Below are 24,763 nucleotides of genomic sequence, written 5' to 3'. Positions count from 1 at the left end.
AGCAATGAAACATTACGAAGATAATTTCGCGCACGATCACCTGCCGCCTGCCTTATTACAGGCTGAATGCTTTACAGGGCATCCGGATTTTGAATTTCCCAAAGACCTTAATTGTGTAGAGAAACTACTTGATGATCATATAAAAGAAGGTCGTGGCAATACCATTGCCATACGTACTTTTGATACCGTTTGGACTTATAAAGATCTCTACGAAAAAGCAAACCAGATTGCTCATGTATTAATCGAAAACTTAAATTTTGTACCGGGCAACAGGGTAATGATACGCGCAGCAAATAACCCTATGTATGTTGCCTGTTGGTTTGGCATCCTTAAAGCTGGAGGAATAGTCGTAGCTACTATGCCCCTATTACGCGAAAAGGAACTAAGCATAATGGTAGAATGCGCAGAAATATCTCATGCATTATGCGATTTTAGATTGGAAGATGCCATGAATGCGGTTAAGTCTCCATTCTTAAAGCACATTGTAACTTTTGATGGTACAGGAGAAGGTTTTTCAAAACTGGAAACTTTAATGGGTAATAAACCAAAAACCTTTACCAACTACCCTACTAAAGCCGATTCGCTTTCAATAATAGGGTTTACATCCGGTACTACAGGTAAGCCTAAAATGACGTCACACTATCATAAAGATATATTACTGATATGTGAAGCGTTTCCTAAATACTCTTTACAACCTACACCTGATGATATTTTTACAGGAAGTCCGCCATTAGGTTTCACTTTTGGATTAGGCGGTCTTGTATTATTCCCATTCTATTATGGAGCTTCAACCTTCCTGATAGAAAAACCATCCCCTGATTTACTCTTAGAAGCTATTGATAAGCACAAAGTAACTATTTGCTTTACTGCTCCAACTGCCTACAGAGTATTAACAACCAAAGTAGCAGATTACGATATCTCTTCATTGCGTAAATGCATATCCGCAGGAGAAACATTGCCTTTAAAGGTTTGGGAAGACTGGTATGAAGCTACTGGTCTTAAGATCATAGACGGTATCGGTTCTACCGAAATCCTTCATATCTTTATTTCTTCTACTGAGGATAATATGAGAAAAGGCGCAACAGGATTACCTGTTCGTGGTTATGAAGCTAAGATCGTAGACAAAGAAGGTAATGAGGTAGAAAATGGTAAAGAAGGCCGTTTAGCTGTACGTGGCATAACGGGCTGTAAATACCTTAACAGTGAAGAAAAACAAAAAGAATATGTAGAGAACGGCTGGAATATAACAGGAGATATTTTTCGTAAGGATGACGATGGTTATTTTTGGTTTGTAGCCCGTGGTGATGATATGATCATCTCTTCAGGTTATAATATTGCTGCTATAGAAGTAGAAAGCGTGTTGATCACTCACGATGAAATTGCGGAATGTGCCGTAGTAGGCCTTCCTGATGAAAACCGTGGAATGTTAGTATGTGCTTATATTGTTTTAAAAAACAAAGATAAAGCCAGTGAAGCATTTACAAAAGAGATACAGGATTGGTTTAAAGCTGTAGCTGCACCATACAAATATCCAAGAGAAATACGTTACATGGATGCACTGCCTAAAACCGAAACAGGAAAAATACAACGATTTAAATTAAAAACCACATTACAACCCTAATGGAGAACGCATTTATAAAAAAAGAAAAAGTACGCTTTCAGCATGTAGATTACGCGGGGATAGTATTCTATCCTCGTTTTTTAGAGATGCTTAACTGTCTTGTGGAAGACTTTTATGAAGAAGCACTTGATATGCCTTTTAAGAACATCCATCAAACAGGCGGTATTCCTACAGTTGACCTGAAAATTCAGTTTAAAAAAGCAGCACGTTTAGGTGATGAACTTACTAAATACTTCTGGATCAAAACTCTTGGAGGATCATCAATGGTTTGCGGATTTAAATTTGAGCATGAAGACAGTTCAATCTGTCTTGAAGGTGAAGTAACACTTGTAAAAGTAGATTTTTTAGATAACCGTGGTGGTATAAAATCAAGCCCTTTTACTGAAGAAATGAGATCAAAAATTGAAAAGTATAAAATTTAAAATTCAAAATAATCACTATGTTGGATTTACCAAAATTTAAAGCCGCTGCCGTACAGGCTTCTCCCGTTTTTTTAAACGTAGATGCTACAGTGGCTAAAACCTGTTCTATAATAGCCGAAGCTGCCGGTAATGGGGCCTCGTTAGTAGCTTTCCCAGAAGTTTTTGTAGCGGGTTATCCGTACTGGAACTGGATCATGACTCCTGTACAGGGAAGTAAATGGTATGAGAAGCTGTATGTTAACTCTATTACAGTTCCAGGACCTGAAGTAGCTACAATATGCCAGGCTGCAAAAGACAATAACTGTCATGTAGTGATTGGTGTTAATGAACGTGGCCAGAGTTTTGGTGAACTATACAACACCAATCTGATTATTGACAATAAAGGGAACTTAATCGGTAAACACCGTAAACTGGTTCCTACTTGGGCTGAAAAGCTTACCTGGACTGGAGGAGACGGTTCTTCGCTTAAAGTATACAATACAGAGATTGGCCCTATAGGTACATTAGCCTGTGGTGAAAACACAAATACACTAGCACGCTTTACACTACTTACACAGGGAGAACTTATACACATCGCCAACTACATATCACTTCCTGTTGCTCCTCCTGATTACAACATGGCAGAAGCTATTAAAATTAGGGCAGCAGCACACTCTTTTGAAGGAAAACTGTTCACTATAGTATCCTGCTCTACTATTACAAAAGAGATTATCGACATCATGAAAGAAGATGTACCTAACGCGGAAGAACTGCTTACGCGTAAAAACAGTGCATTCTCAGGAATTATTGGTCCGAATGGCGCGGTAATAGGTGAACCACTTATTGATGATGAAGGAATTGTATATGCTGACATTGATCTGTCAAAATGCATACAGCCTAAACAAATGCACGATATACTTGGGCATTATAACCGTTTTGATATTTTTGATCTGCGTGTAAATACAGCACCTCGAAAAAACATTACCTTTATTGATAACGAAGAAGGATTACAAAAAGAACTATAGTATGGAAACAAAACATGACGATAGTGTATTAGGCAGAGCAAGAGTTCAGGACACTCCTGAACTGGAAGCCTATTATAAAGAATTAGAAGCTCTTGGCGCAGGTGCTCTATGGACTGTTGCCAACGATATTGAACCTTGGGAGCCGAGAACATCATCAATACCAATGCTTTGGAAATATGAGCAGTTGCGTGAACTGGTCCTTAAGTCATCTGAACTGGTTACACCTGAACAAGCTGGTCGACGCGTGGTATATCTTGTAAACGATAAACGCAGGGATGTTAGCGCAGCTGTAGGTTGGTTGTATACCGGCATACAAGTTACACGCCCAGGTGAAAGTACATCAGCACATAGGCATAAAGCCTCTGCCCTTCGTTTTATTATGGAAGGCGAAGGTGGTTATACCGTAGTAGATGGTAACAAGATCATGCTTGAAGTAAATGACTTTGTTATTACACCAAACAGTACATGGCACGAACATGGTGTTGAAGCAGGTGGTAAAACCTGTATCTGGCAGGATGGCCTTGATATTCCACTTATAAATGCGCTTGAGGCGAATGACTATGCAGTATATGATGGCAAACAGCCTTTAACGGCTCCTGTAAATTATTCACCACTTACCTATAGCGGTGCAGGACTTGTTCTTGCTGATAATGAATGGAACAAACCTTATTCTCCCCTTTTTAAATATTCATGGAAACAGGTATACCCTGCACTTCTTGAAGCTGCAAAGGTTAACGAAGGTTCTCTGTATGATGGCATCTTAATGCATTATACCAATCCTGTAACAGGCGGTCACGTAATGCAGACTATGGGAGCCAGTATACAATTATTACGGGCAGGTGAACACACTAAAGCGCATAGACACACAGGATCATTTGTATATCAATGCGCAAAAGGCCATGGATATTCTATCATTGCCGGTAAACGGTTTGACTGGAAAGAACGTGATATCTTCTGTGTACCGTCATGGGCATACCATGAGCATATAAATTTATCTGAAACCGAAAATGCATGCCTGTTCTCATTTAATGACTTACCGGTAATCACTTCATTAGGATTATACCAAGAAATGGCACACCCTGATGGAAATCAAACAATAATACAATAACAAACATACTATAATGAAATTAGTTACATACAGAATAAACCATACACCTTCCCGCCTTGGATTTATCGAGGGAGAAATGATCATTGATGCAGAAAAATTAGGCCACATTAAAAGTAGTCCGTTACCTAATACTATGCTTGAATTCATCGATATGGGAACTGATGGTATCAACAAGGCAACTAACCTTATCAATACAGCCTCTAAAGAACAATTACAGGAATGCTCTATTCCATTAGCGAATGCTACTTTAATGGCACCAATACCTAAACCTCGCAAGAACATTTTCGGAATAGGGCTAAACTATACTGAACACGTAGCAGAATCTGCACGTACGCTTGATACCTCCAAAGATTTACCACAACAACCGGTTATCTTTTCAAAACCTCCAACGACCGTAACAGGACCTAATACAAATATCATTCACAACCAAAAAATAACAAAGCAGCTTGACTATGAAGTGGAGCTTGCTGTAGTTCTTGGAAAAGGTGGTAAAAACATCCCTAAGGATGAAGCTATGGACCATGTATATGGTTATACTGTAATAAATGACATTAGTGCTCGTGACTGCCGTCGTTCAGGACAGTGGATCGTTTCTAAAGGACAGGATACTTTTGCTCCAATGGGACCGGTATTAGTTACACGTGACGAAATTGCAGATCCACACAACCTTAATCTTCGTCTTACAGTAAATGGTGTAGAAAAGCAAAACTCTAACACCAAATTTATGTTGTTTAATATTTCAGACCTTATTCATGATCTAAGTACAGTGTTTACACTTGAAGAAGGCGACATTATTGCTACAGGAACACCTGCCGGTGTAGGTGCCGGAAGAGATCCTCAGGAATTTATGTGGCCTGGTGATGTGGTAGAAGCTACTGTTGAAGGTATCGGTACACTAAGAAACACGATTGTAGATTCGGAAGAAGTACAATAATAAAAGAAGATATTACAGACTGTTGAAATAGAAATAAAATGACAAAGAAAACATATAGAATAGGCCAGATCGTACCAAGTTCTAACATTACAATGGAAACGGAGATCCCGGCTTTATTACGCTCTCGTGAAACCATATCTCCAGAACGTTTTACTTTCCATTCAAGCCGTATGCGCATGAAGAAAGTAACAAAAGAAGAACTGGAAGCCATGGATGCAATGAGCCTTAAATGTGCTCAGGAACTATCTGATGCGCGTGTAGATGTTATGGGGTACGCCTGTCTTGTGGCTATCATGAGTATGGGACGCGGTTACCACTGTGTATCTGAAACTAACCTGTACGAAGAAACTGTCAAGAACGACGCTCCTACTCCAATCGTTACAAGTGCCGGGGCATTAATAAACGGACTAAAAGTATTAGGTGCAAAAAAAGTAGCCGTTATTACGCCATATATGAAACCACTTACTCAGCTAGTTGTTGATTATATAGAACATCAGGGATTTGAGGTTGTTGACTTCGTTGCCCTTGAAATTGCAGACAATCTTGAAGTAGCGGCACAGGATCCTCAAAACTTATTGGAAATATACAAACGCCTTAACCTTGAAGGTGTAGATGTACTTGTAGTTTCTGCCTGTGTACAAATGCCATCACTAGAAGCCATTGATGCTATCGAAAAAGAGATTGGCATCCCGGTAACTTCAGCAGCAGTATGTACTACTTACGAAATGCTTAAAAAACTTGGACTAGACACTAAAGTACCTATGGGTGGTGCATTATTAAGCGGAAAATATTAAAATATAGTATTCTTTAAAACGTCAAAGCACTTACTTTGACGTTTTTGATTTTATACTCATAACATTTAACCAGCCTTTTTAAAAAGGCTATTTAATGTTAGTAAAATTATGATTGCAGCTATAACTGAGAATTATCAAATTGAAAACATTCACACAAATTAATTACAGAATGTTTACTTAATAATTTATTAAACAAGAAGCCCACAAAATAAATTTGTGGGCTTCTTGTTTATATTAAAAAGTCTTAATTTGTGTAACGTTCATTACTTTCTTCAAAATCGTCATCATCACTTGAGATGGATTGATTTTGGTCTTCATCAAGATCTATATTGTCATTAAGTATATCATCATCCTGATTAAATGCTTCAGAATTTTTACTATTCCCTCCTTCTTCATTCCATTCTCCACTACTATCTGTAGTTCTTGAATTTACCTGATCAGAGTTTACGGTTGGATCAACTTCTTTAGTATATTTTACACCAGGCTGCTCCATAGCTAAATACTTATCCGTATCCTCAATATCTTTATCTCTTTCGGATTTAGTATTGAAGTTGCTTTTTTTATTTTTATCATCATCCTGAGAATCCTCCGAATGTTTTTTTTCGGTATTTTCCATAATTATTGATATTAGAATAGTAAAATAGCTCTTATCTCATTAAGTTTAAGAAGCTTTAAATTGTTCATTAAAAGATTCTTAAGTAGGAGACTACATGAAAGCTCTTCATCTTTTTCGGTTTCATCTGCAAGTTCTGCAGCAGCTCGCTCATAAGAAAGGGCGTTAAGCTCATTAACCTTGCCCGGCTGAGTAATAATACGTTCCATGGTGTTGCGATTTTAGGTGTTATAAGCTAATTTCTGTTCACCTAAGTTAATCACTAAAATCCTAATTATAAGATAAGATTGTATTAAATTAAAGCTAAAGATTTATTTATACATGAACAGATTGAGTGATTACTTTGATAGCTAACATATTAGTCGACAATCTTGATTAAGTATAAACTATATAAAAACAGAAAAGCCGCCTTTTTTAAGGCAGCTTAACGTAACAAATAATTATAATTCTTTCAATTCGACAGGGTCTTCCTCGTCTTCTTCATCATCAAACACTTGGTATTTAATAAATAAACTTCCTATTAGTACCGTAAGCTTATTTTTATAATCTTCTATAAGCCACTCTTTATAATTCTTGGTGGTTTTTGCTAAAAACTTAGTAAACTGCTTAACACGATATTCAATATCCGGATCCAATACTCTGGAAAGTTTACGTGCTTCGGCAATGCTTTCTGTATTCTCTATACACATTACAGCGTGCTGACGAATGGATTTTTCAATAACAACTTTAGGTCGTAACTGCTGATCCATAGCCAGTTTATATTCTTCTTCAACATTAAACAAAACATCGGCGCTTTTATTAAACTTAGCACGAACTTCGTCTGTCATTTCATACACATGATAGCTTTCAATTTCAGCATCTGTGCGGATATTTTCTAAAAACTGTTCAGGATGACGGAATATATACTGCCAGTCTATAGGATCACTCCACAACCCAAAGCGCTGTGCGTTATTGCCTAAATCAATTACAGTAAAAATATCTTTTTCCGGCAGCTTACGGGACCCACGTCCTATCATTTGATAGTAAAGCGTAAGTGATCGTGTAGCTCTATTAAGAATAATAGCCTCAACAGTAGGCTCATCAAATCCTGTGGTAAGAATTGAAACCGATGTTAAAATCGCATCAGGTGTTTTCTTAAACCATGTCAATATTTTCTTTCGCTCAATATCCGGTGTTTTATTGTCAAGATGTTTTATAGGTAGACCTGCTGCTTTAAATGTTTCATAAACATACACTGAAGTAACAATACCATTATTAAAAATAAGTGTTTTCTTTCCTTTAGCTCTGGCTTCATAAGAATGCAATAAGAGATCCTGCATTGCAGAACGTGAGTACAACTCATCGGAAGACCCTACAGTATAATCACCATTAATACCCAGTTTTAATGATGTAAGTTCCACATCATAACCAAACATTTCGGCTTTTGCCAAATAGTTCTTATTAATAAGAGATTGAATTGGTTCACCAACTATTAGCTCAGAGTACGTTTCATACATTGGAAGTTCTACATTAGAACTTAATGGAGTTGCCGTTACACCTAAAAAAATTGAATTTTTAAAATAAGTAAACAGTTTACGGAATGAATTATAATGTGCCTCATCCACAATAACCAACCCCACATAATCCATGTGGAATTTTTTATCTTTAAGACGATTATTAAGTGTTTCGACCATAGCAACATAACACGAGAAATCATTATCATAAGGTAAATCCTTAAGACTACTATCAATAACTGTGTTTTTTACGCCAAAGCTTTTCAGCATTTTAGACGTTTGCTTACTTAATTCAATTCTATGTGTTAATACGAGTACCTTTCGTTGATATTTTTCAATATAACGTCGTGCAATTTCAGAAAATATAACCGTCTTACCACCTCCTGTAGGGAGCTGGTAAAGCAAATGGAAATTGTCAGGCTTGCCTTCAAACTTCTCAAAAATGGCATCTATATCTTCTTTTTGATAACGGTACAGCTCTTTTCTGTCCTCAACTTCGTCTTCTCTTTCCATGCAGTTTTCGTAATCCACAAAATTATAATAATTAAACGTTCTTATTTGTATAGATACTCATAATTATTATGAGAACTTTAAACTTTAATGAAACATTAGCAAAATACATCAGGAAACCAGTAGTTTAATTGTTAATTTTGGAATTCTATGAAGAAGGATATATGATAAACTATGATACTATATCGCTCACAGAAGCGACAAATATGCAAAATGAACTCCGTAAGAAAGTCTCATTGACGACAGAAAACGTCAATATCACAACAATTGCCGGTGGAGATATATCTCATAATAAGGATACTGATATTGTATATGCCGGCATTGTTGTATTGAGTTACCCGCAAATGGTACCACTCTCCTATTCGCTGGTCATTGCTAAAACTACATTTCCTTATATACCGGGCTATTTAGGTTTTCGTGAAGTTCCTGCATTATTAAAAGCATGGGAACAGTTACCACAAAAGCCTGATTTAATGATACTAGACGGTCAAGGTGTTACACATCCAAGGCGAATGGGGATTGCATCACACTTTGGTGTACTTACCGACCATCCTTCAATTGGTTGTGCAAAAAATATGCTTCATGGTGATTACAAACCCTTAGGACTTGAAAAATTTAATAATAGCGCTATAATCAGTCAGGGAGAGCATATGGGATTTGCTTTACGGACAAAAGACGGCGTAAAACCTGTTTATATTTCGCCAGGTCACAAAGTATCTGTAAACGATAGTCTGGAACTAATGAGAGCTTGTGTTTTAAAACATAGGATTCCCGAACCTACCCGCCATGCACATGAAAAGGTAAATTTATTTAGAGTCGGAAAACTTAAAGAAGGTTATCATGTAATTGATGTCCAGACAGAATTATTTTGAGTTATTCAAAATTATCATATATCCTTTCGAATTCTTTCCTGTTTTCCCAATGCTGCTTAAAAGTCTGGTCATGAATTGCTAACAACCGCGCCTTAAAATCACCCGATATACCATTTACAACAATATAATCTACAGCCTGTTTATAAGAATTGAGAATACTTTTATAAAAAGACGAATTACTGAATTCACGTTTTGTCGAATATTTTTGAGCCGTTTCAATATTAAACAGCATAACATCTGCTACAATATAAGGATCTACGCCTAATGATAGAAAATGTTTAATGTACTTTTGAGCGGTTGACCTTCGTAATTTTGGACGCTTACCTTTTATTGGGAAATATTCATTTGCTATTTTAACCTTCGCCTCCTGTTCCAGTTTTTCTTCCTTTGGATTAAAAACAAAATCATAATAAGCTTTTACATCACTAAACTTATCATAGAGTGATATTAGTTGTTCCTGCAATTCATCATTAGGCAATGAAGCAAGGTATTTTTTAAGGTCGCGTTTACTCATGGCATCCAAAAATAAAGCTTAATTTTACCATCAGCAATAAAATGTAAAAAAGAATGTGGAAAAATTATATAAAATAGTATTTTTGCAATCCTTTAAACAAAGTCAAAACTAAATAAACTTTTACTGTGGAAAATCCGAGTGCACTAAAACTGATCAACAAAATACAGCTCGACCTTTTTAAAAAAGGTTTTGAAGCCGAACCATTAATTGCCGATCTGAAAAAATTACGCGAATATTCCCTTGAAGAGCAAAATCCGGTATTAACTAAGGCGATCCGTCTTACTTATGAGCACCTGGAGGCTAATGGAGCTTTTCTTATCGCTATACCAGATGATGAGCCTGTAGATGACGAAACAGAGTTAGTAAAAGACAGCAATGCAGGTGGCGCAGAAAACAACATGGAAAGTCTTGAATATCTTTTATCTTTATTCAGTGACCTAAGCCATAAGAATAATCTTCTTGATCTTAAGGAGTACAATAAAGCCTTTTTAGCGTTTTAATTACCCAAAAACATTATAATTAAAAGCTGTTTGTCATCAAACAGCTTTTTTTATTGCTAATTTGGCTGGAATTGCATTCTTTTAACTTTAATTGAAAGCGCCTAATGACTACCTTTGCAGCTTAAAATTAAAACCTTTCGTTTATGATTCGTTTATTTAAGATTATTGCTACCCTTGAAGGTATATCGGCACTTGTTCTGTTTTTTATTGCAATGCCACTTAAATACATGTATGACATGCCTGAGTATGTTCGCGTAGCAGGTATGGCACATGGTTTATTATTTACAGTTTATATAATTATGGCTACAATGCTGAAATTTGAACTAAAATGGTCATTCAAAAAATACCTGATCATCTGCCTGGCATCTATACCCCCATTCGGTACTTTTTATATGGAATGGAAATATTTTAGAGGTGAAGAATATAAGAATTCCGAAAATATCTAAATGGAAATATTTAACTGGGCATACAAACTATTAAGAGAGCTTAAATTAGGGCATGTATCTGCTATTTACGGTAACCTTATCGTAAATCTTTTTGTAATTGCTATTGTTGCTTATCTCTTAGATAAGATCTTTAAAAAGATTATTGTTCTTACTTTAGCCATAATCGCTCAAAAGACGAAAACTACTTTTGATGATTTATTGGTTGAAAACAAGACATCGAAGTATGTTGCCCATTTAATTCCTTTATATTTTATTTACAAAACATTACCGGTAGCGCTTAAAGACTTTGTATACTGGGAATTTATTTTCTCAAAAGGAATTACAATTTTCATCATTACGCTCAGCCTTTGGATCATCCGAAGTATCTTCAATGCTATACGTGATTATTTAAAACAGCAGCCGGATTATAATGACAAACCAATAGACAGTTATGTTCAGGTTGTTATGATAATCCTTTGGATATTCGGCATTACAGCTATTGTTCTTATTCTATTTGACACAAAAATAGGTACTCTTTTAGGTACTTTTGGAGCAATTTCAGCCATTATCGTTCTTATTTTCAGGGATACTATATTGGGTTTTGTAGCCAGTATTCAGGTTACTGTAAACGATATTGTGCGCATTGGCGACTGGATTACCATCGAAAAATACGGCGCTGATGGCGATGTTATCGAAATTAATCTTGCAACGGTTAAGGTTCGTAATTTTGACAACACCAATACTACAATTCCAACCTATAGCTTAATATCCGATTCTTTTAAGAACTGGAGAGGCATGCAGCAATCTGATGGACGACGCATCAAAAGACACATTCTTATTAAAGCAAATAGTGTACGCTTTATCCATAGGGATGAAATGAATGATCTTAAAAAGATCCAGCTTATATCCGCTTACCTAGAACAACGTCAGGTTGATATCGACAAATATAATGCTCAAAACAATGTAGACAAATCATTGTCGATTAATGGCAGAAACTTAACCAACTTAGGTTTATTCCGTAAATACATCAATAGTTATATAGAAACACACCCGGGTGTGAATAAGAATATGACTATTATGTGCCGTCACCTGCAGCCAACAGAAAAAGGTATACCTATTGAGATCTATGTATTCACATCAGACAAGCGCTGGATTAACTACGAATACATTATGGCCGATATTTTTGACCATATCATAGCTTCTGTTGCTTACTTTGATCTTGAAATATTTGAATTACCTTCCGGCAAAGGCTATATTGACAGCTAAGGTTTTAGAATTCTGTCTTTTACATATTCTATCTTTGTTTTGCCGTGAGCTGATGGCCTTCCTAAGCCATCCAGATTTACCATAGTAATATTATCTACTGTAATGATCTTTTCCTGAGTCATTTTATTACGCACTTCAGATTTCAAGACTATTGATGTTGTTCCAAAACGCACTACATCAATACCTATCTCAATAATATCACCCTGTTTTGCTGAACTCATGAAATTAATTTCCGACATATGCTTGGTAACGATTCTCTGATTTTCGAGTTGTATTATAGAATACAACGCAGCTTCTTCATCTATCCATGCTAATAACTTACCGCCAAACAATGTCCCGTTTGGATTCAAATCTTCTGGCTTCACCCATTTTCTTGTATGAAATCTCATAATTTGTGTTTATCTAGTGCTGACTTAACTATATCAGCGTGATCAAAAGCCAATTCCGGAAGTTTCTTGATTGAGAACCATTTTGCTTCATCCGCGTCATCTGCAGCTACAGCGTTAGTGTTTTCTTCCGCAAAACCTGTATAAGCTATAGATACTATATGTTGCCTTGGATCACGCCCAGGTTTACCAAAAGCAGCTAATTGTTCAAGCCTGGTTACTTTAACTCCCGTCTCCTCTAATAGCTCCCGATTAGCAGCATCAAACAAGTCCTCGTTTTCGTCTACAAAACCACCGGGTAAAGCCCATTTACCTTTATAAGGGTCGTTTTTCCGTTTTATAAAAAGGATGTCATATGCTGAGTCTGTCTTTTTGAATATTACGGCATCGACCGTAACAAATATTTTTGATGTTCTCATATACCAAAGTTAAGAAAAACACTAATCAGGATTGAGAGTTTACTAATGATTTTATTTATAGTAGTATCGAGTATATCGCATAAAAAAAACCACGCTCAAACAGATTTAAGCGTGGCCTTGTAAACAAAATATATTATAATATTAATATGCAATCAAATCTGCTAAAGCAGTTTCAAAACGTTGCTTTGGTAAATACTGGTCTTCCAGTGCTTTTACAAACGGTATAGCACTCTCAAGACTTCCAACACGCTTTACAGGAGCATCAAGATATTCAAAACAATTTTCCATGATCATAGCAGAAATATCACTTGCTATACCACCAAATAATGAATCTTCCTGAAGGATGATCACCTTATTTGTTTTCTTAACTGATGCATATATAGCCTCAGTATCTAATGGCTGTAGTGAACGCAGGTCTAAAAGATCTGCTTTTATATCAGGGTTTTTATCTAATGTTTCCAGCGCCCAATGTACACCTGCTCCAAAGGAAATCACAGTTACATCGCTGCCTTCTCTTAACAGAGCCGCTTTTCCAAGAGGAATTGTGTAATAATCTGGTGGTACATCCTGATAAACACTTCTATATAAAGCTTTATGTTCAAAGAACATAACCGGGTTAGGGTCGTTTATTGCTGCTGCCAAAAGCCCTTTAGCATCATACGGGAATGCCGGGTACACCACTTTAAGTCCAGGTGTTTTTGTAAACCATGCTTCGTTAGTCTGAGAGTGGAAAGGACCCGCCTGTACTCCTGCTCCGCAAGGCATACGTACTACAACATCTGCATTTTCCTGCCATCTGTAATGTACTTTTGCCAGATAGTTTACTATAGGGTTAAAACCTGTAGAAACGAAATCGGCAAACTGCATTTCTATAACCGATTTGTATCCGTTAATAGAAAGTCCCATTCCTGTAGAAACGATAGCCGATTCGCATATAGGAGTATTCCTAACACGGTCTTTTCCAAATGCAGCAACAAAGCCATCGGTAATTTTAAAAGCACCACCATATTCGGCAATGTCCTGCCCCATTATCACAAGATTCTCATGACGCTCCATAGATTGCTTAAGACCTTGTGAAATAGCATCGATCATACGAACATTATCTTTCTTTTCAGAATGAGTAACTTCCTCATATTTATAGGATTTGTATACATCATTTAACTCTTCGCTCAAACTTGCTTCAATAGCAGGTTCGTTAGAAGCTTTTTGATAATTTTCGTCAATTTCTTTCTTTAATTCAGCACGAAGTTGGGTATCATACTCTTCAGTAAGAACACCTTCTGCTTTAAGGAAATCCATATAATTAGTCACAGGATCTTTAATAGCCCACATATCCATAAGCTCTTGCGGAACATACTTTGTACCACTCGCTTCTTCATGGCCTCGCATCCTGAATGTTTTAAATTCCAGTAAAACCGGACGTGGATTTTCACGTAATGAAGCCACAATATCTGTAAGCTTAGTAAACACTTCGAGGATGTTGTTACCATCTATAATATGAGACTCCATCCCGAAACCAATACCTTTATCCGCTATGTTTTCACAACGATACTGCTCATTGGTTGGTGTAGATAATCCGTAACCATTATTTTCTACAATAAACAATACCGGAAGTTCCCAAACAGCAGCAATATTCAATGCTTCATGGAAATCACCTTCACTGGTAGCACCTTCTCCTGTAAATACAGCAGTTACTTTATTCTCTTTCTTCAGCTTATGAGCCAAAGCGATACCATCGGCAACACCTAGCTGTGGACCAAGGTGAGATATCATCCCTATAATTTTGTATTCCTGTGTACCAAAGTGGAAAGAACGGTCACGTCCTTTTGTAAAGCCATTAGCTTTTCCCTGCCATTGAGAAAAAAGTCTTGAAAGCGGAATATCTCTTCCCGTGAATACACCAAGGTTACGGTGCATAGGTAATATGTATTCATCTTTATCTAAAACAGCAGTTACACCTACTGAAATAGCTTCCTGACCTATACCTGAAAACCATTTGGATACTTTACCCTGACGTATAAGGATAAGCATCTTCTCCTCTATAAGCCTTGGCTTTATTAATTTCTTATATAAATCGAGTAATTGTTCGTTGGTTAATTCTTTTCTATCGAAATTCATGGTGATTTTTGAATAATCATTATTAAACGCATCCAAAAGTAATAAAATAACAGATTGTATTATAAATGTTATAGAAATAATTTTACCTCTAATTTAATCCAGACTTTTGAAGTGTTAATAACTTAAGCATAACAGAAATATAATTATTCTATACTTTTGTATTTCTGTAGCTTTGGCCCATTATACATACTATAACAGCAATTATTTATGCAAAATATTCCCAGTGTAGATTTACACGATTTCCTATCTGATAACCCTGAGAGAAAACAAAAATTCATCAATGAAATTGGTAATGCGTATGAAGAAATTGGTTTCGTAGCACTAAAGGGACATTTTCTTGATGAAGCTTTAGTAAACGATCTATACAATGAAGTAAAAAACTTCTTTATCCTTCCTCTGGAAGTCAAAGAACAATACGAAGTCCCTGGCATTGGCGGGCAACGTGGTTATGTTTCTTTTGGTAAAGAAAAGGCCAAAGGACACACACAGGGTGATCTAAAAGAATTTTGGCACTTCGGACAGTATCTTGCTGAGGATTCTATTTATAAGGGGCATCCACACTATCATGATAATGTATCGGTCAACGAATTGGCTAACTTTAATAAAACAGGAGAACAAGCTTATAAAATGCTTGAAAAAACGGGGGTATATGTACTACGTGCATTAGCTATCTACCTAGGCCTAAATGAGTTTTATTTTGACGATTATGTAAATGAAGGGAATAGCATATTACGCCCAATACATTATCCTCCTATTACAAACGAACCTAAAGATGCTGTTAGAGCTGCAGCACATGGCGACATTAACCTTATAACCCTGCTAATGGGTGCTCAGGGTCGTGGCCTACAGGTTCAAAATCACGAAGGCGAATGGATTGATGCTATAGCTGAGCCGGATGAACTTGTTATCAATGTAGGCGATATGCTTTCACGCCACACGAATAACAAACTAAAATCAACCATCCACAGGGTTGTAAATCCTTCAAGAGAACTATGGGGTTCATCCCGTTATTCAATTCCCTTCTTTATGCATCCTGTTGCTGAAATGAAGCTAAACTGTCTAGAGAATTGTGTCAATAAACAACACCCTAAATTATATGATGATATAACTGCAGGTGATTTTCTTTATGAACGCCTTGTAGAACTGGGATTAATCAAAAAATAATATATAATTTTATACCATACTAAGGCATTGGCTGTAATAATCCGATGCCTTTATTTTATAATTCAAACACTATGGCAAAGAAATTAAGCAGTTTAGATGATTTAGGCGGATTTGTTTTTTCCACCAATAAAGACTTTGAATTAGAAAGTAATGACGAGCAGCAGGAAACCCTGCCAAACAATCAACAGAAATTAGAAGCGCATCTGGACAAGAAAAACAGAGGCGGTAAAGTTGCAACTATCGTAAAAGGATATGAAGGCAGCGATGATGACCTTAAAGCTGTTGCAAAGCAATTAAAAACCTTATGTGGTGTTGGTGGTTCTGCCAAAGATGGAGAAATAATTATTCAGGGAGATTTTAGGAATAAAATAATGGATTTTTTAGCTAAAGAAGGCTATAAGATAAAAAGAGTTGGCGGATAGAGTTTAAACTAAATCCAATAGTGTCAGCCCTGTCTTAAATGAATATTTTTTTGACTTTTATTGATCGCATGACAATCAAACGTTTTCGTAAAATTGCTATATAATATTTAAAGTAATAATCTAATAATTAACAGCTGTTAAATAAAGATTATCATTTTTTACTAAAATTATAAATTTTGGAAAGAATTCGATTTGAAAACTACAAAGACAAAATTATAACAGCCACTCAGGCAGCCTTACTATTTGAAGACGGAATGACTATTGGTTCCAGTGGATTTACAAAAGCAGGCGATAGCAAAGCCGTACTACCTGCTTTTGCTGCAAGAGCACAAAACGAAAATATAGCTGTTACACTTATTACCGGTGCCTCATTAGGACATACTACAGATAGTGATTTAGCCGGCGCCCATGCCCTCAATAAAAGGATGCCTTTTCAGGTTGATCCTGTTTTAAGAAAAGAAATAAATAAGGGAACTATACTCTTTATAGATCAACACCTTAGCGAAACTGCAGAACTATTAGCGAATGGTCACATACCTGCCATGGATTATGCCGTAATCGAAGCTTCTGCAATTGATGAAAATGGATACATTATACCCACCACTTCCATTGGTAACTCCGTTACATTTGCGCAACTCTCTAAGAAGATCATTATCGAAATAAACACTTCAGTACCTGTTTCATTTACCGGAATACATGACATCTTTCTTCCTGGAGAATATCCAGACAGAAAGATCATACCAATTGTGAAACCGTGCACCTACATTGGAGTTGATTATATTACTGTAGATCCTGAAAAAGTTGCAGGTATTGTATTTACAGAATTACCGGATAGCCCTGCAGAAGTAACTGCTCCCGATGAAAAAACAATAGCTATAGCCGCTCACTTGGTTAAATTCTTTGAAAAGGAAATCACTGCAGGCAGACTTACACAAGCACTTATGCCGCTTCAGGCGGGTATTGGAAAAGTTGCTAACGCTGTGCTTTCCGGATTATCAAAAGGTGATTTTAAAAACCTTACTATGTATTCTGAAGTTTTACAGGATAGTACTTTTGAACTAATTGACAATGGTAAAATGAACTTTGCTTCTGCATCCTCAATTACAGTTTCAAACGAATGTCATAAAAAAATACTCAACAATTTTGATTTCTATAAAGACAAAATTGTTTTGCGTCCGCAAAATATCAGTAACTCTCCCGAAGTAATCAGAAGACTCGGCGTTATAGCCATCAATACCGCAATTGAATTTGATATTTATGGAAACGTAAACTCCACACACATAAGCGGTACAAAAATGATGAATGGTATTGGCGGATCGGGTGATTTTGCCCGTAATGCCTACCTAAGCATTTTCGTTACACAAGCTGCTTCAAAAGATGGCAATTCTATATCTCATGTACTTCCTATGGTGTCTCATACAGACCATACAGAACATGATGTTGATATCTTGGTGACAGACCAGGGATTAGCTGATTTAAGAAGTTTAGCACCTCGTGAAAGAGCCAGAGTTATCATTGAAAACTGCGCACATCCCGAATATAAAGAAGAATTAAGAAGTTACTTTGAAAGAGCTTGCGAAAGAGAAGGACATACACCACATATCCTGGAAGAAGCTCTTTCATGGCACCAGCAGTATATAAATTCAGGAACAATGAAAAAAGCATCTGTTTTACAAACAATATAAATTTATCATTCCTGCTTTAAGAATCCCTAAGACAGCTATAACACTGTTTTAGGGATTTTTTTATAGCTATATGCTAAATCATTATACATATTAAATTTACTCTTATTACCTTTATCCTTTAATTAGATTTATATTATGATACCGATAAAAATAGCAGGCGTTCCGGAACATTTTAATCTTCCATGGCATTTATGCATTGAAAATGCTGAATTTGAAGATGCAAGTATACTGCTTGAATGGACCGATGTTCCTGAAGGTACAGGTAAACTATGTCATATGCTTCGAAATGGCGAGACAGACATTGCTGTAATACTGACCGAAGGTATCATTAAAGATATTGCTGCCGGTAACGACAGTACTATTGTTCAGGTATATGTAGAATCTCCATTAGTATGGGGTATCCATGTAGCTGCAGGTTCTAATTACAAAACACTGGCCGATATCGAAAATGGCAAAGTAGCCATTAGCCGATACGGATCAGGATCTCATCTTATGGCTTTTGTAAATGCTAAAAAACAAGGATGGAATACTGAAAAACTGGAATTTGAAATTATAAATACGCTTGACGGCGCCGTAGAAGCATTAACCGAAGGACGTGCCGACTATTTTATGTGGGAACGTTTTATGACAAAACCCATTGTAGATAGAGGTATCTTTAGGCGAATTGACGACTGCCCTACTCCATGGCCATGCTTTGTGATAGCTGTACGCAATGAAGTACTTAAGAATAATCCCAAGGCAATTGAAACCATCTTGGATATTATCAATCAAACCACCTCTGATTTTAAGGAAATTCCTAGTATAGACCGAACACTCTCTGAAAGGTATGAACAAAAGATTGAGGATATTAATGAATGGCTTAAAATAACGGAATGGTCGCAAAAGAAACTTGATAAAAAGACGTTTGATAAAGTACAAGACCAATTATTTGAACTTAATATTATAGAAACGAAAACTGCATTTGAAACTTCGGCAGGATAAAACACGATGTTTTATTTAGTGCACAATGATAAAACTGGACGCTACCACCTTAAAGAATCTAAAAGCTAAGCTTCAAATAAAGAAGCCATGGGATTCCATTATCATTTTTGTACTGAATATACTTATAGCTATTCCCCTGTGTATCATTGTTCACCAAAACTTAATAGACCCTGAATGGCCTTTTCACTTAGACAGGATATTGATTTTCATTGTTATTATTGTTGCCATACAATTCGTGCTACGATTACTAAAAACAGTACTCATTATCTGTATCTTCTTTTACCTCATTGCTTTGCTTTATGGTTCTGTATTTGGGAATTATGGTTTTAATGCTGTTTATGAAGACTATAGATCTATGGTTTACACAATGGCTGATGATGCTAATCCGCAGGATATCATCATTTCAAAACTGCTTCCTTTCCCTAATAAATCTAAGATTATTGCTGCTGTAGATTATGATAACCCTTTGGTTCGCAACTTTGCTCTTATGGCAACAACTAAATATTTTAGAGATATTAAAGGGTATCATAAACAACGCTTAATGATACAATGCTTTGCTGTATTTAAAGAAATAAAAAACAGATGGAATTATGTAAACGATCCCAAAGGACGTGAATACATAGCTTCTGCTAGTGAATCACTACAACATTTTTCGGGAGATTGTGACGATCACGCTATACTTATGGCAGCTGCAATACGCGCTGTAGGCGGAACACCAAGAATAATACATACAGGCGGGCACTTATATCCAGAAATGCTTGTAGGCACTAAAGCTGACTTAGAAACAGCAAATTACCTTATAAAAGAAGTGCTTTTTATACAGGAAAGCCGAGGTAAAGAAGTCCATTATCATATTGATGAACGAGGACAGGTATGGCTTAATCTTGATTATACCGCTACCTATCCTGGAGGCCCTTTTATGAGTGAAGAAATACTAGGCGCATTAACATTCAACTAACCAAATTACCAATCTATTTGTTTTTTACCTTTTTCTGCCAGAAAAGCATTTGTTTTACTAAAATGCTTATTACCGAACCAATGCCCTTTATTTGCGCTTAAAGGTGAAGGATGTCCTGAATCTAATATTAAATGCTTTTCTTTATTAACACGTGCACCTTTCTTTTTTGCAAAACCACCCCATAAAAGAAAAACAACATCTTTCTTTTCATCTGATATTTTTTGAATTACAGCATCAGTAAACGCTTCCCATCCTTTTCCCTGATGACTGTTAGCCTCTCCTTTACGTACTGTTAGTACAGCATTTAATAAAAGTACTCCTTGATCTGCCCAACGCTCAAGATTACCCGATGGGGGAAATGGCTTCCCTAAATCAGTCTGAATTTCACGAAATATATTTTGAAGAGAAGGAGGATTTGGTATACCATCATTTACAGAAAAACATAATCCATTAGCCTGACCTGGTCCATGATAAGGATCCTGGCCCAATATAACAACTTCAACCTTATCAAATGGGCAATGATCGAATGCAGAAAATATCTGATTTCCTTTAGGATAAGAGGTTTGTTGAGTATATTCTGTTTTTACAAAATCAATAAGATTATTAAAATAAGGTTTTTCAAATTCAGAAGAAAGTACTTCCTTCCAGGAAGATTCTATATTTACCTGCATTATATTTTCTTTTTTACAAATATAAACATTGCATAGTATACAATTATAAAGCTTTCGAAACTTTATATGTATATGTTCAATTCGGCTAAATATGTAGTATTTTTGTATAAAATTTGCTTTAGAACTACAATGATAAGTATCACAGATAAAACCCTAAAAGATTTAGAATTCCATACTGTGCTAGAGGCTGTTGCATCAAGCTGTACTACAGAACCCGGACAAGTAAAAGCACTACAGATCACTCCTTTTAAAAATAAAGAGGAACTGATGGAATCGCTTTTACAAACATCAGAATATGTATCATCCTTTGATAATAACAATGCACTGCCTAATCACGGTTTTGACCCAATAGCTAACGAAATAAAATTTCTTGCTATCGAAGACAGCTACCTGGAAGCTTCGGCATTTAGAAAGATTGCAGTCATATCTGACACCGTTAATACACTTATAAAATTTCTTGAGAAATTCAATGATTACTATCCCAACCTTAATTCAAGAGCTGAAAAGGTAGAGTACACTAAAGAAATATTGAAAAATATTGAAAAAGTTGTAGATAAATATGGTGAAATAAAAGACGATGCATCTCCTGAACTGCAAAATATACGCAGAGAGATGAATTTAGTTAAAGCTAAGATAAACCAAAGTTTCACTTCAGCCTTAAGTCAATACAACGGATTGGGTTATTTAGACGACATAAAAGAAAGTGTAGTTGAGAACCGCAGGGTTTTAGCTGTTTCTGCTATGTATCGTAAAAAAGTAAAGGGATCAATTCTGGGAAGTTCTAAAACAGGAAGTATAGCTTATATAGAACCGGAAGCTACTCTTAAATATTCTCGTGAGCTGAATAATTACGAATATGAAGAAAAAGAAGAAATAAAGCGCATATTGTTACAATTAAGCAATACAATACGCCCTTTTGTTCCTTTATTAATCGAATACCAGGAATTCTTAACTGACATTGATGTGATATCCGGTAAGGCAAAATATGCAAAAAGAATTAATGGTCTATTACCTCATATAACAGAGGAGAAAAGGCTATTTTTCAGAGAAGCCTTCCATCCTATCCTTTATTCAAACAATAAAAGAAAAGGAGAAGTTACATATCCGCAAACCATTGAACTGACAGAACAGAATCGTATAATTGTAATTTCGGGTCCCAATGCCGGTGGTAAAAGTATCACACTTAAAACTATTGGATTACTACAATTAATGTTGCAAAGCGGATTACTCATACCTGTACATGAGCGTAGTGAAACATTTTTATTCGACAGAATAATGACTGATATTGGCGACAATCAGTCCATTGAAAATCATTTAAGTACATACAGCTACCGCCTTAAGAATATGAATTATTTTCTTAAGAAGTGTAATGATAAAACATTATTTTTAATTGACGAATTTGGTACAGGATCTGACCCTGAACTTGGTGGTGCTTTAGCAGAAACTTTCTTAGAAGAATTTTATCATCGTGAAGCTTTTGGTATCATTACAACACATTATACCAATTTAAAGATATTAGCTAATGAGCTGCCTTTTGCAACTAACGCGAATATGCTTTTTGATGAAAAATCTTTAGAACCAATGTATAAATTAATACTTGGCCAGGCAGGGAGCTCTTTCACATTTGAAGTTGCTCAGAAAAATGGAATACCCTATGGACTCATAAATCGTGCTAAAAAGAAAATTGAAGGTAGTAAGGTGCGTTTTGATAAAACTATTGCTACACTTCAAAAAGAGCGATCTAAACTGGAAAAAACTTCCCAAACTTTAAAAGAAGAAGAGACCAAAGCACGTGAAGAAGGTAAAAAGATGGAAAACATCAATACCAAAATTCAACAGAAATTAGAAAGTTATCAAGAATTATATGATGCTAACCAACGACTAATTTATATTGGGCAAAAGTTAGATGATATTAGTGAAAAATATTTCAACAGTAAGAATAAAAAAGACCTTATCGGAGAATTTCTGAAAATAGTTGAGATTGAAAACTCAAAACGTAAAAAAGCTACCCCAAAAGAGAAAAAAGAAAAAGAAGTAATTCAAAAACAAGTAATTGCAGAAGTTCAGGAAAAGGTTGAAGAAATTCGAGTTGAGAAAAAAGAGAAGAAACTAAAGGCTATAAAACAAGAAGCCAATAAACCAAAAGCCATTCTTAAAGTTGGTGACAGGGTTAGAATGCTAGATGGTAAAGCTGTAGGAACTATAGATGTTATCGAAAAAAAGAAGGTTACTGTGAACTACGGCATATTTACGTCAAAAGTTGATATTGAATCGCTAGAATTAGTTGAAGCTAAAAAGAAATAAACTATTGTGATGGAAAATTTGCCTCAAGACAAAAAAATAATATTATTTGATGGGGTTTGCAATCTTTGCGACAGTACCGTTCAGTTTATCATTAAACATGATAAAAAAGATATTTTTAGATTTGTAGCATTACAATCAAAATTTGGAGAGAAAATAATCAAACACATTGGATTAGACAGATCTAAAACCGATTCCATTATTCTTTATGAACCCGGACTTTCATATCTCTACAAATCAGAAGCTGCATTTAAAATAGCAAACGAGCTTGGAGGAGTATATTCCTTAATTAGTATATTCTCAATTTTACCAAAATGGCTTACTAATAAAGTGTATGATTATATTGCCCGTAATCGTTATAAGTGGTATGGAAAGAAAGACGAATGTATGCTGCCAACACCAGAAATGAAAGCCAAATTCTTATAACATTTTTTACTTCAAAAAAGATTTATTCAAAAAAAAAGCCTCCAATATGGAGGCTTTTAATATTGTAAGAAAACTAATAATTAGTTTTTCACGATTTTTTTAGTCATTGAACCTTTATCAGAAGATACAGTCATCATGTATACACCTGAAGCAAGATCAGAAATATTGATTTGTGCATTAGCTACACCATCAAATTTAGAAGATTTAACTGTACGACCGTTAAGATCTGTAACTGTAATACCGTTTACAAGAATGTTTTCAGCGTTAGTAACATTAACAACATCATTTGCAGGGTTAGGATATACAGAAAGTGAAGTTAATGTGTTTTCATTTACACCAGCAGTACCAGCAACTTTAACTTTGATATTATCAATTTTAGCGCTACCAGGAAGGTTATCTGTAGTAACAACTAATTGCTCAACTTTTGTAGCACCCCAAACATCTCCAATAAACACTGAAACACCATCAATAAATACCTCGATATTAGGTGTAGTTGCAGAGAAATTATGTACTATACGTACATTGTACCACTGATTAGCTACAGTTTGAAAAGGTACAAAAGCAGTTCCTTCTCCAGTTCCAGCTAAGAAATAACCTAAAGTGTTATCATTTCCAGTTGCAACAACCCCAACTTGTCCATCATTAAAGAAACCTACATTTGAAGTAGCTTTCTGAGCAGTAGGAGCTTGAGCAGCAGCAAAGAAACTTGCAGCATTTTCACCTATAGATGAAAGTTTAATATCGTAAGATACTTCGATATCTCCAGCAATAGTAAACGTTGGGCTAAAAACACCTGGACGAGGAGTAGCAGGAGTTGTAACAGGCACACCTGCACCAGTAGTACCAACTACTAATACGTTTGCACCATTAGTTGCAGAAGCGTCAGCAGCTACAACCATTTCAGCTAAAGAAGCACCCCAGTTATTTTGTTCATCTATAGCACCAATAGCAAAGCCTTCAGAAGTTTCGAAAGAATAAGATTCCTGCGCTTGCGCAGTTAAAAAAGAAGCTAACATAAAAGCTCCTACAAGTAATTGTTTTTTCATGATGATAATAGTTTTTAATTTTTCTCAAAAATAGGAATTAAATTCTCTCCTACAAATTTATTTCAAAAAAAAAATAGGCCTAAAAGGCCTATTTTTCTTAACATATTGAA

The 24,763-nt window shown here is 35.8% G+C and carries 26 protein-coding genes; 17 read left to right on the top strand and 9 right to left on the bottom strand.

The window, feature by feature from the left end; genetic code table 11:
- Positions 1 to 4: 4 nt before the first annotated feature.
- From EPI11_RS08890 to EPI11_RS08865, 6 genes are read left to right on the top strand one after another with little or no spacing between them, the layout of a single operon-like run.
- Positions 5 to 1,621, top strand: a complete 1,617-nt coding sequence (locus tag EPI11_RS08890) for an AMP-binding protein (RefSeq protein ID WP_128389612.1) — start codon at positions 5 to 7, stop codon at positions 1,619 to 1,621.
- The gene (locus tag EPI11_RS08885; RefSeq protein WP_128389611.1) at positions 1,621 to 2,043 is read left to right on the top strand and encodes an acyl-CoA thioesterase; all 423 of its coding nucleotides are present in this window, start codon (positions 1,621 to 1,623) and stop codon (positions 2,041 to 2,043) included. The genes EPI11_RS08890 and EPI11_RS08885 overlap by 1 nt, the downstream gene beginning before the upstream one ends.
- A 17-nt stretch (positions 2,044 to 2,060) precedes the next feature.
- Positions 2,061 to 3,047, top strand: coding sequence for a carbon-nitrogen hydrolase family protein (locus EPI11_RS08880; RefSeq protein WP_128389610.1), 987 nt, complete (start codon positions 2,061 to 2,063; stop codon positions 3,045 to 3,047).
- 1 nt (position 3,048) lies between these two features.
- Complete coding sequence (locus tag EPI11_RS08875; RefSeq protein ID WP_128389609.1) at positions 3,049 to 4,155, top strand: cupin domain-containing protein; 1,107 nt, start codon at positions 3,049 to 3,051, stop codon at positions 4,153 to 4,155.
- Positions 4,156 to 4,168: 13 nt separating this feature from the next.
- Positions 4,169 to 5,089, top strand: a complete 921-nt coding sequence (locus tag EPI11_RS08870; RefSeq protein WP_128389608.1) for a fumarylacetoacetate hydrolase family protein — start codon at positions 4,169 to 4,171, stop codon at positions 5,087 to 5,089.
- 38 nt (positions 5,090 to 5,127) lie between these two features.
- A complete protein-coding gene (locus EPI11_RS08865; protein ID WP_128389607.1) occupies positions 5,128 to 5,883 on the top strand; it encodes a maleate cis-trans isomerase family protein in 756 nt (251 codons plus the stop codon).
- Between the two features lie 244 nt (positions 5,884 to 6,127).
- Here the strand turns inward: EPI11_RS08865 and EPI11_RS08860 are convergent, their stop codons facing one another.
- The 3 genes from EPI11_RS08860 to EPI11_RS08850 form a co-directional block, all read right to left on the bottom strand.
- Positions 6,128 to 6,499 carry a hypothetical protein gene (locus EPI11_RS08860; RefSeq protein ID WP_128389606.1) on the bottom strand — a complete coding sequence of 124 codons (372 nt, stop codon included), beginning with the start codon at positions 6,497 to 6,499 and terminating at the stop codon, positions 6,128 to 6,130.
- 11 nt (positions 6,500 to 6,510) lie between these two features.
- Positions 6,511 to 6,705 carry a hypothetical protein gene (locus EPI11_RS08855; RefSeq protein WP_128389605.1) on the bottom strand — a complete coding sequence of 65 codons (195 nt, stop codon included), beginning with the start codon at positions 6,703 to 6,705 and terminating at the stop codon, positions 6,511 to 6,513.
- 231 nt (positions 6,706 to 6,936) lie between these two features.
- Complete coding sequence (locus EPI11_RS08850; protein ID WP_128389604.1) at positions 6,937 to 8,502, bottom strand: DEAD/DEAH box helicase; 1,566 nt, start codon at positions 8,500 to 8,502, stop codon at positions 6,937 to 6,939.
- A 137-nt stretch (positions 8,503 to 8,639) separates the two neighbouring features.
- Here EPI11_RS08850 and nfi point away from each other — a divergent pair, with 137 nt between their 5' ends.
- Entirely contained in the window at positions 8,640 to 9,371 is a 732-nt protein-coding gene (gene nfi / locus EPI11_RS08845; RefSeq protein ID WP_241657599.1) for a deoxyribonuclease V, read from the top strand.
- Between the two features lies 1 nt (position 9,372).
- Here nfi and EPI11_RS08840 read toward each other — a convergent pair whose 3' ends face one another.
- Positions 9,373 to 9,885 (bottom strand): DUF6155 family protein, encoded by a 513-nt coding sequence (locus tag EPI11_RS08840; protein WP_128389603.1) that lies wholly within the window; start codon positions 9,883 to 9,885, stop codon positions 9,373 to 9,375.
- 125 nt (positions 9,886 to 10,010) lie between these two features.
- Between EPI11_RS08840 and EPI11_RS08835 the strand changes: the two genes are divergently transcribed.
- From EPI11_RS08835 to EPI11_RS08825, 3 genes are all read left to right on the top strand, one after another.
- Positions 10,011 to 10,385 carry a hypothetical protein gene (locus EPI11_RS08835; RefSeq protein ID WP_128389602.1) on the top strand — a complete coding sequence of 125 codons (375 nt, stop codon included), beginning with the start codon at positions 10,011 to 10,013 and terminating at the stop codon, positions 10,383 to 10,385.
- 143 nt (positions 10,386 to 10,528) lie between these two features.
- Positions 10,529 to 10,831 (top strand): DUF3817 domain-containing protein, encoded by a 303-nt coding sequence (locus tag EPI11_RS08830; protein WP_128389601.1) that lies wholly within the window; start codon positions 10,529 to 10,531, stop codon positions 10,829 to 10,831.
- The gene (locus EPI11_RS08825) at positions 10,832 to 12,076 is read left to right on the top strand and encodes a mechanosensitive ion channel family protein (RefSeq protein WP_128389600.1); all 1,245 of its coding nucleotides are present in this window, start codon (positions 10,832 to 10,834) and stop codon (positions 12,074 to 12,076) included.
- Here the strand turns inward: EPI11_RS08825 and EPI11_RS08820 are convergent.
- From EPI11_RS08820 to EPI11_RS08810, 3 genes are all read right to left on the bottom strand, one after another.
- Positions 12,073 to 12,465, bottom strand: coding sequence for an acyl-CoA thioesterase (locus tag EPI11_RS08820; RefSeq protein WP_128389599.1), 393 nt, complete (start codon positions 12,463 to 12,465; stop codon positions 12,073 to 12,075). The genes EPI11_RS08825 and EPI11_RS08820 overlap by 4 nt on opposite strands.
- Positions 12,462 to 12,881 carry an NUDIX domain-containing protein gene (locus tag EPI11_RS08815; RefSeq protein WP_128389598.1) on the bottom strand — a complete coding sequence of 140 codons (420 nt, stop codon included), beginning with the start codon at positions 12,879 to 12,881 and terminating at the stop codon, positions 12,462 to 12,464. The genes EPI11_RS08820 and EPI11_RS08815 overlap by 4 nt, the downstream gene beginning before the upstream one ends.
- A gap of 141 nt (positions 12,882 to 13,022) precedes the next feature.
- On the bottom strand, positions 13,023 to 14,999 hold the full coding sequence (locus tag EPI11_RS08810) for an alpha-ketoacid dehydrogenase subunit alpha/beta (RefSeq protein WP_128389597.1): 1,977 nt from the start codon (positions 14,997 to 14,999) through the stop codon (positions 13,023 to 13,025).
- A 207-nt stretch (positions 15,000 to 15,206) separates the two neighbouring features.
- Here EPI11_RS08810 and EPI11_RS08805 point away from each other — a divergent pair, with 207 nt between their 5' ends.
- From EPI11_RS08805 to EPI11_RS08785, 5 genes are all read left to right on the top strand, one after another.
- Entirely contained in the window at positions 15,207 to 16,163 is a 957-nt protein-coding gene (locus tag EPI11_RS08805) for an isopenicillin N synthase family dioxygenase (RefSeq protein WP_128389596.1), read from the top strand.
- Positions 16,164 to 16,234: 71 nt separating this feature from the next.
- A complete protein-coding gene (locus EPI11_RS08800) occupies positions 16,235 to 16,585 on the top strand; it encodes a translation initiation factor (protein WP_128389595.1) in 351 nt (116 codons plus the stop codon).
- Positions 16,586 to 16,758: 173 nt separating this feature from the next.
- Positions 16,759 to 18,270, top strand: coding sequence for a succinate CoA transferase (locus tag EPI11_RS08795; RefSeq protein ID WP_128389594.1), 1,512 nt, complete (start codon positions 16,759 to 16,761; stop codon positions 18,268 to 18,270).
- A 135-nt stretch (positions 18,271 to 18,405) separates the two neighbouring features.
- Complete coding sequence (locus EPI11_RS08790; protein WP_128389593.1) at positions 18,406 to 19,251, top strand: substrate-binding domain-containing protein; 846 nt, start codon at positions 18,406 to 18,408, stop codon at positions 19,249 to 19,251.
- A 25-nt stretch (positions 19,252 to 19,276) separates the two neighbouring features.
- Complete coding sequence (locus EPI11_RS08785; RefSeq protein ID WP_128389592.1) at positions 19,277 to 20,209, top strand: transglutaminase-like domain-containing protein; 933 nt, start codon at positions 19,277 to 19,279, stop codon at positions 20,207 to 20,209.
- 5 nt (positions 20,210 to 20,214) lie between these two features.
- Here the strand turns inward: EPI11_RS08785 and EPI11_RS08780 are convergent, their stop codons facing one another.
- Positions 20,215 to 20,880, bottom strand: coding sequence for a uracil-DNA glycosylase (locus EPI11_RS08780; RefSeq protein WP_128389591.1), 666 nt, complete (start codon positions 20,878 to 20,880; stop codon positions 20,215 to 20,217).
- A 129-nt stretch (positions 20,881 to 21,009) separates the two neighbouring features.
- Between EPI11_RS08780 and EPI11_RS08775 the strand changes: the two genes are divergently transcribed.
- Together EPI11_RS08775 and EPI11_RS08770 are read left to right on the top strand one after the other, a co-directional pair.
- The gene (locus EPI11_RS08775; RefSeq protein WP_128389590.1) at positions 21,010 to 23,184 is read left to right on the top strand and encodes an endonuclease MutS2; all 2,175 of its coding nucleotides are present in this window, start codon (positions 21,010 to 21,012) and stop codon (positions 23,182 to 23,184) included.
- Between the two features lie 9 nt (positions 23,185 to 23,193).
- Positions 23,194 to 23,607 (top strand): thiol-disulfide oxidoreductase DCC family protein, encoded by a 414-nt coding sequence (locus tag EPI11_RS08770; RefSeq protein WP_128389589.1) that lies wholly within the window; start codon positions 23,194 to 23,196, stop codon positions 23,605 to 23,607.
- Between the two features lie 80 nt (positions 23,608 to 23,687).
- On the opposite strand, the gene EPI11_RS08765 is transcribed toward EPI11_RS08770, so the two are convergent.
- A complete protein-coding gene (locus EPI11_RS08765) occupies positions 23,688 to 24,653 on the bottom strand; it encodes a T9SS type A sorting domain-containing protein (RefSeq protein ID WP_128389588.1) in 966 nt (321 codons plus the stop codon).
- Positions 24,654 to 24,763 lie beyond the last annotated feature (110 nt).

Source organism: Flavobacterium cerinum, assembly GCF_004028155.1.
Classification (GTDB): Bacteria; Bacteroidota; Bacteroidia; order Flavobacteriales; family Flavobacteriaceae; genus Flavobacterium; species Flavobacterium cerinum.
The sequence above is the reverse complement of the archived record's forward strand: the minus strand, read 5'-3'. Positions and strand labels throughout refer to the sequence as shown.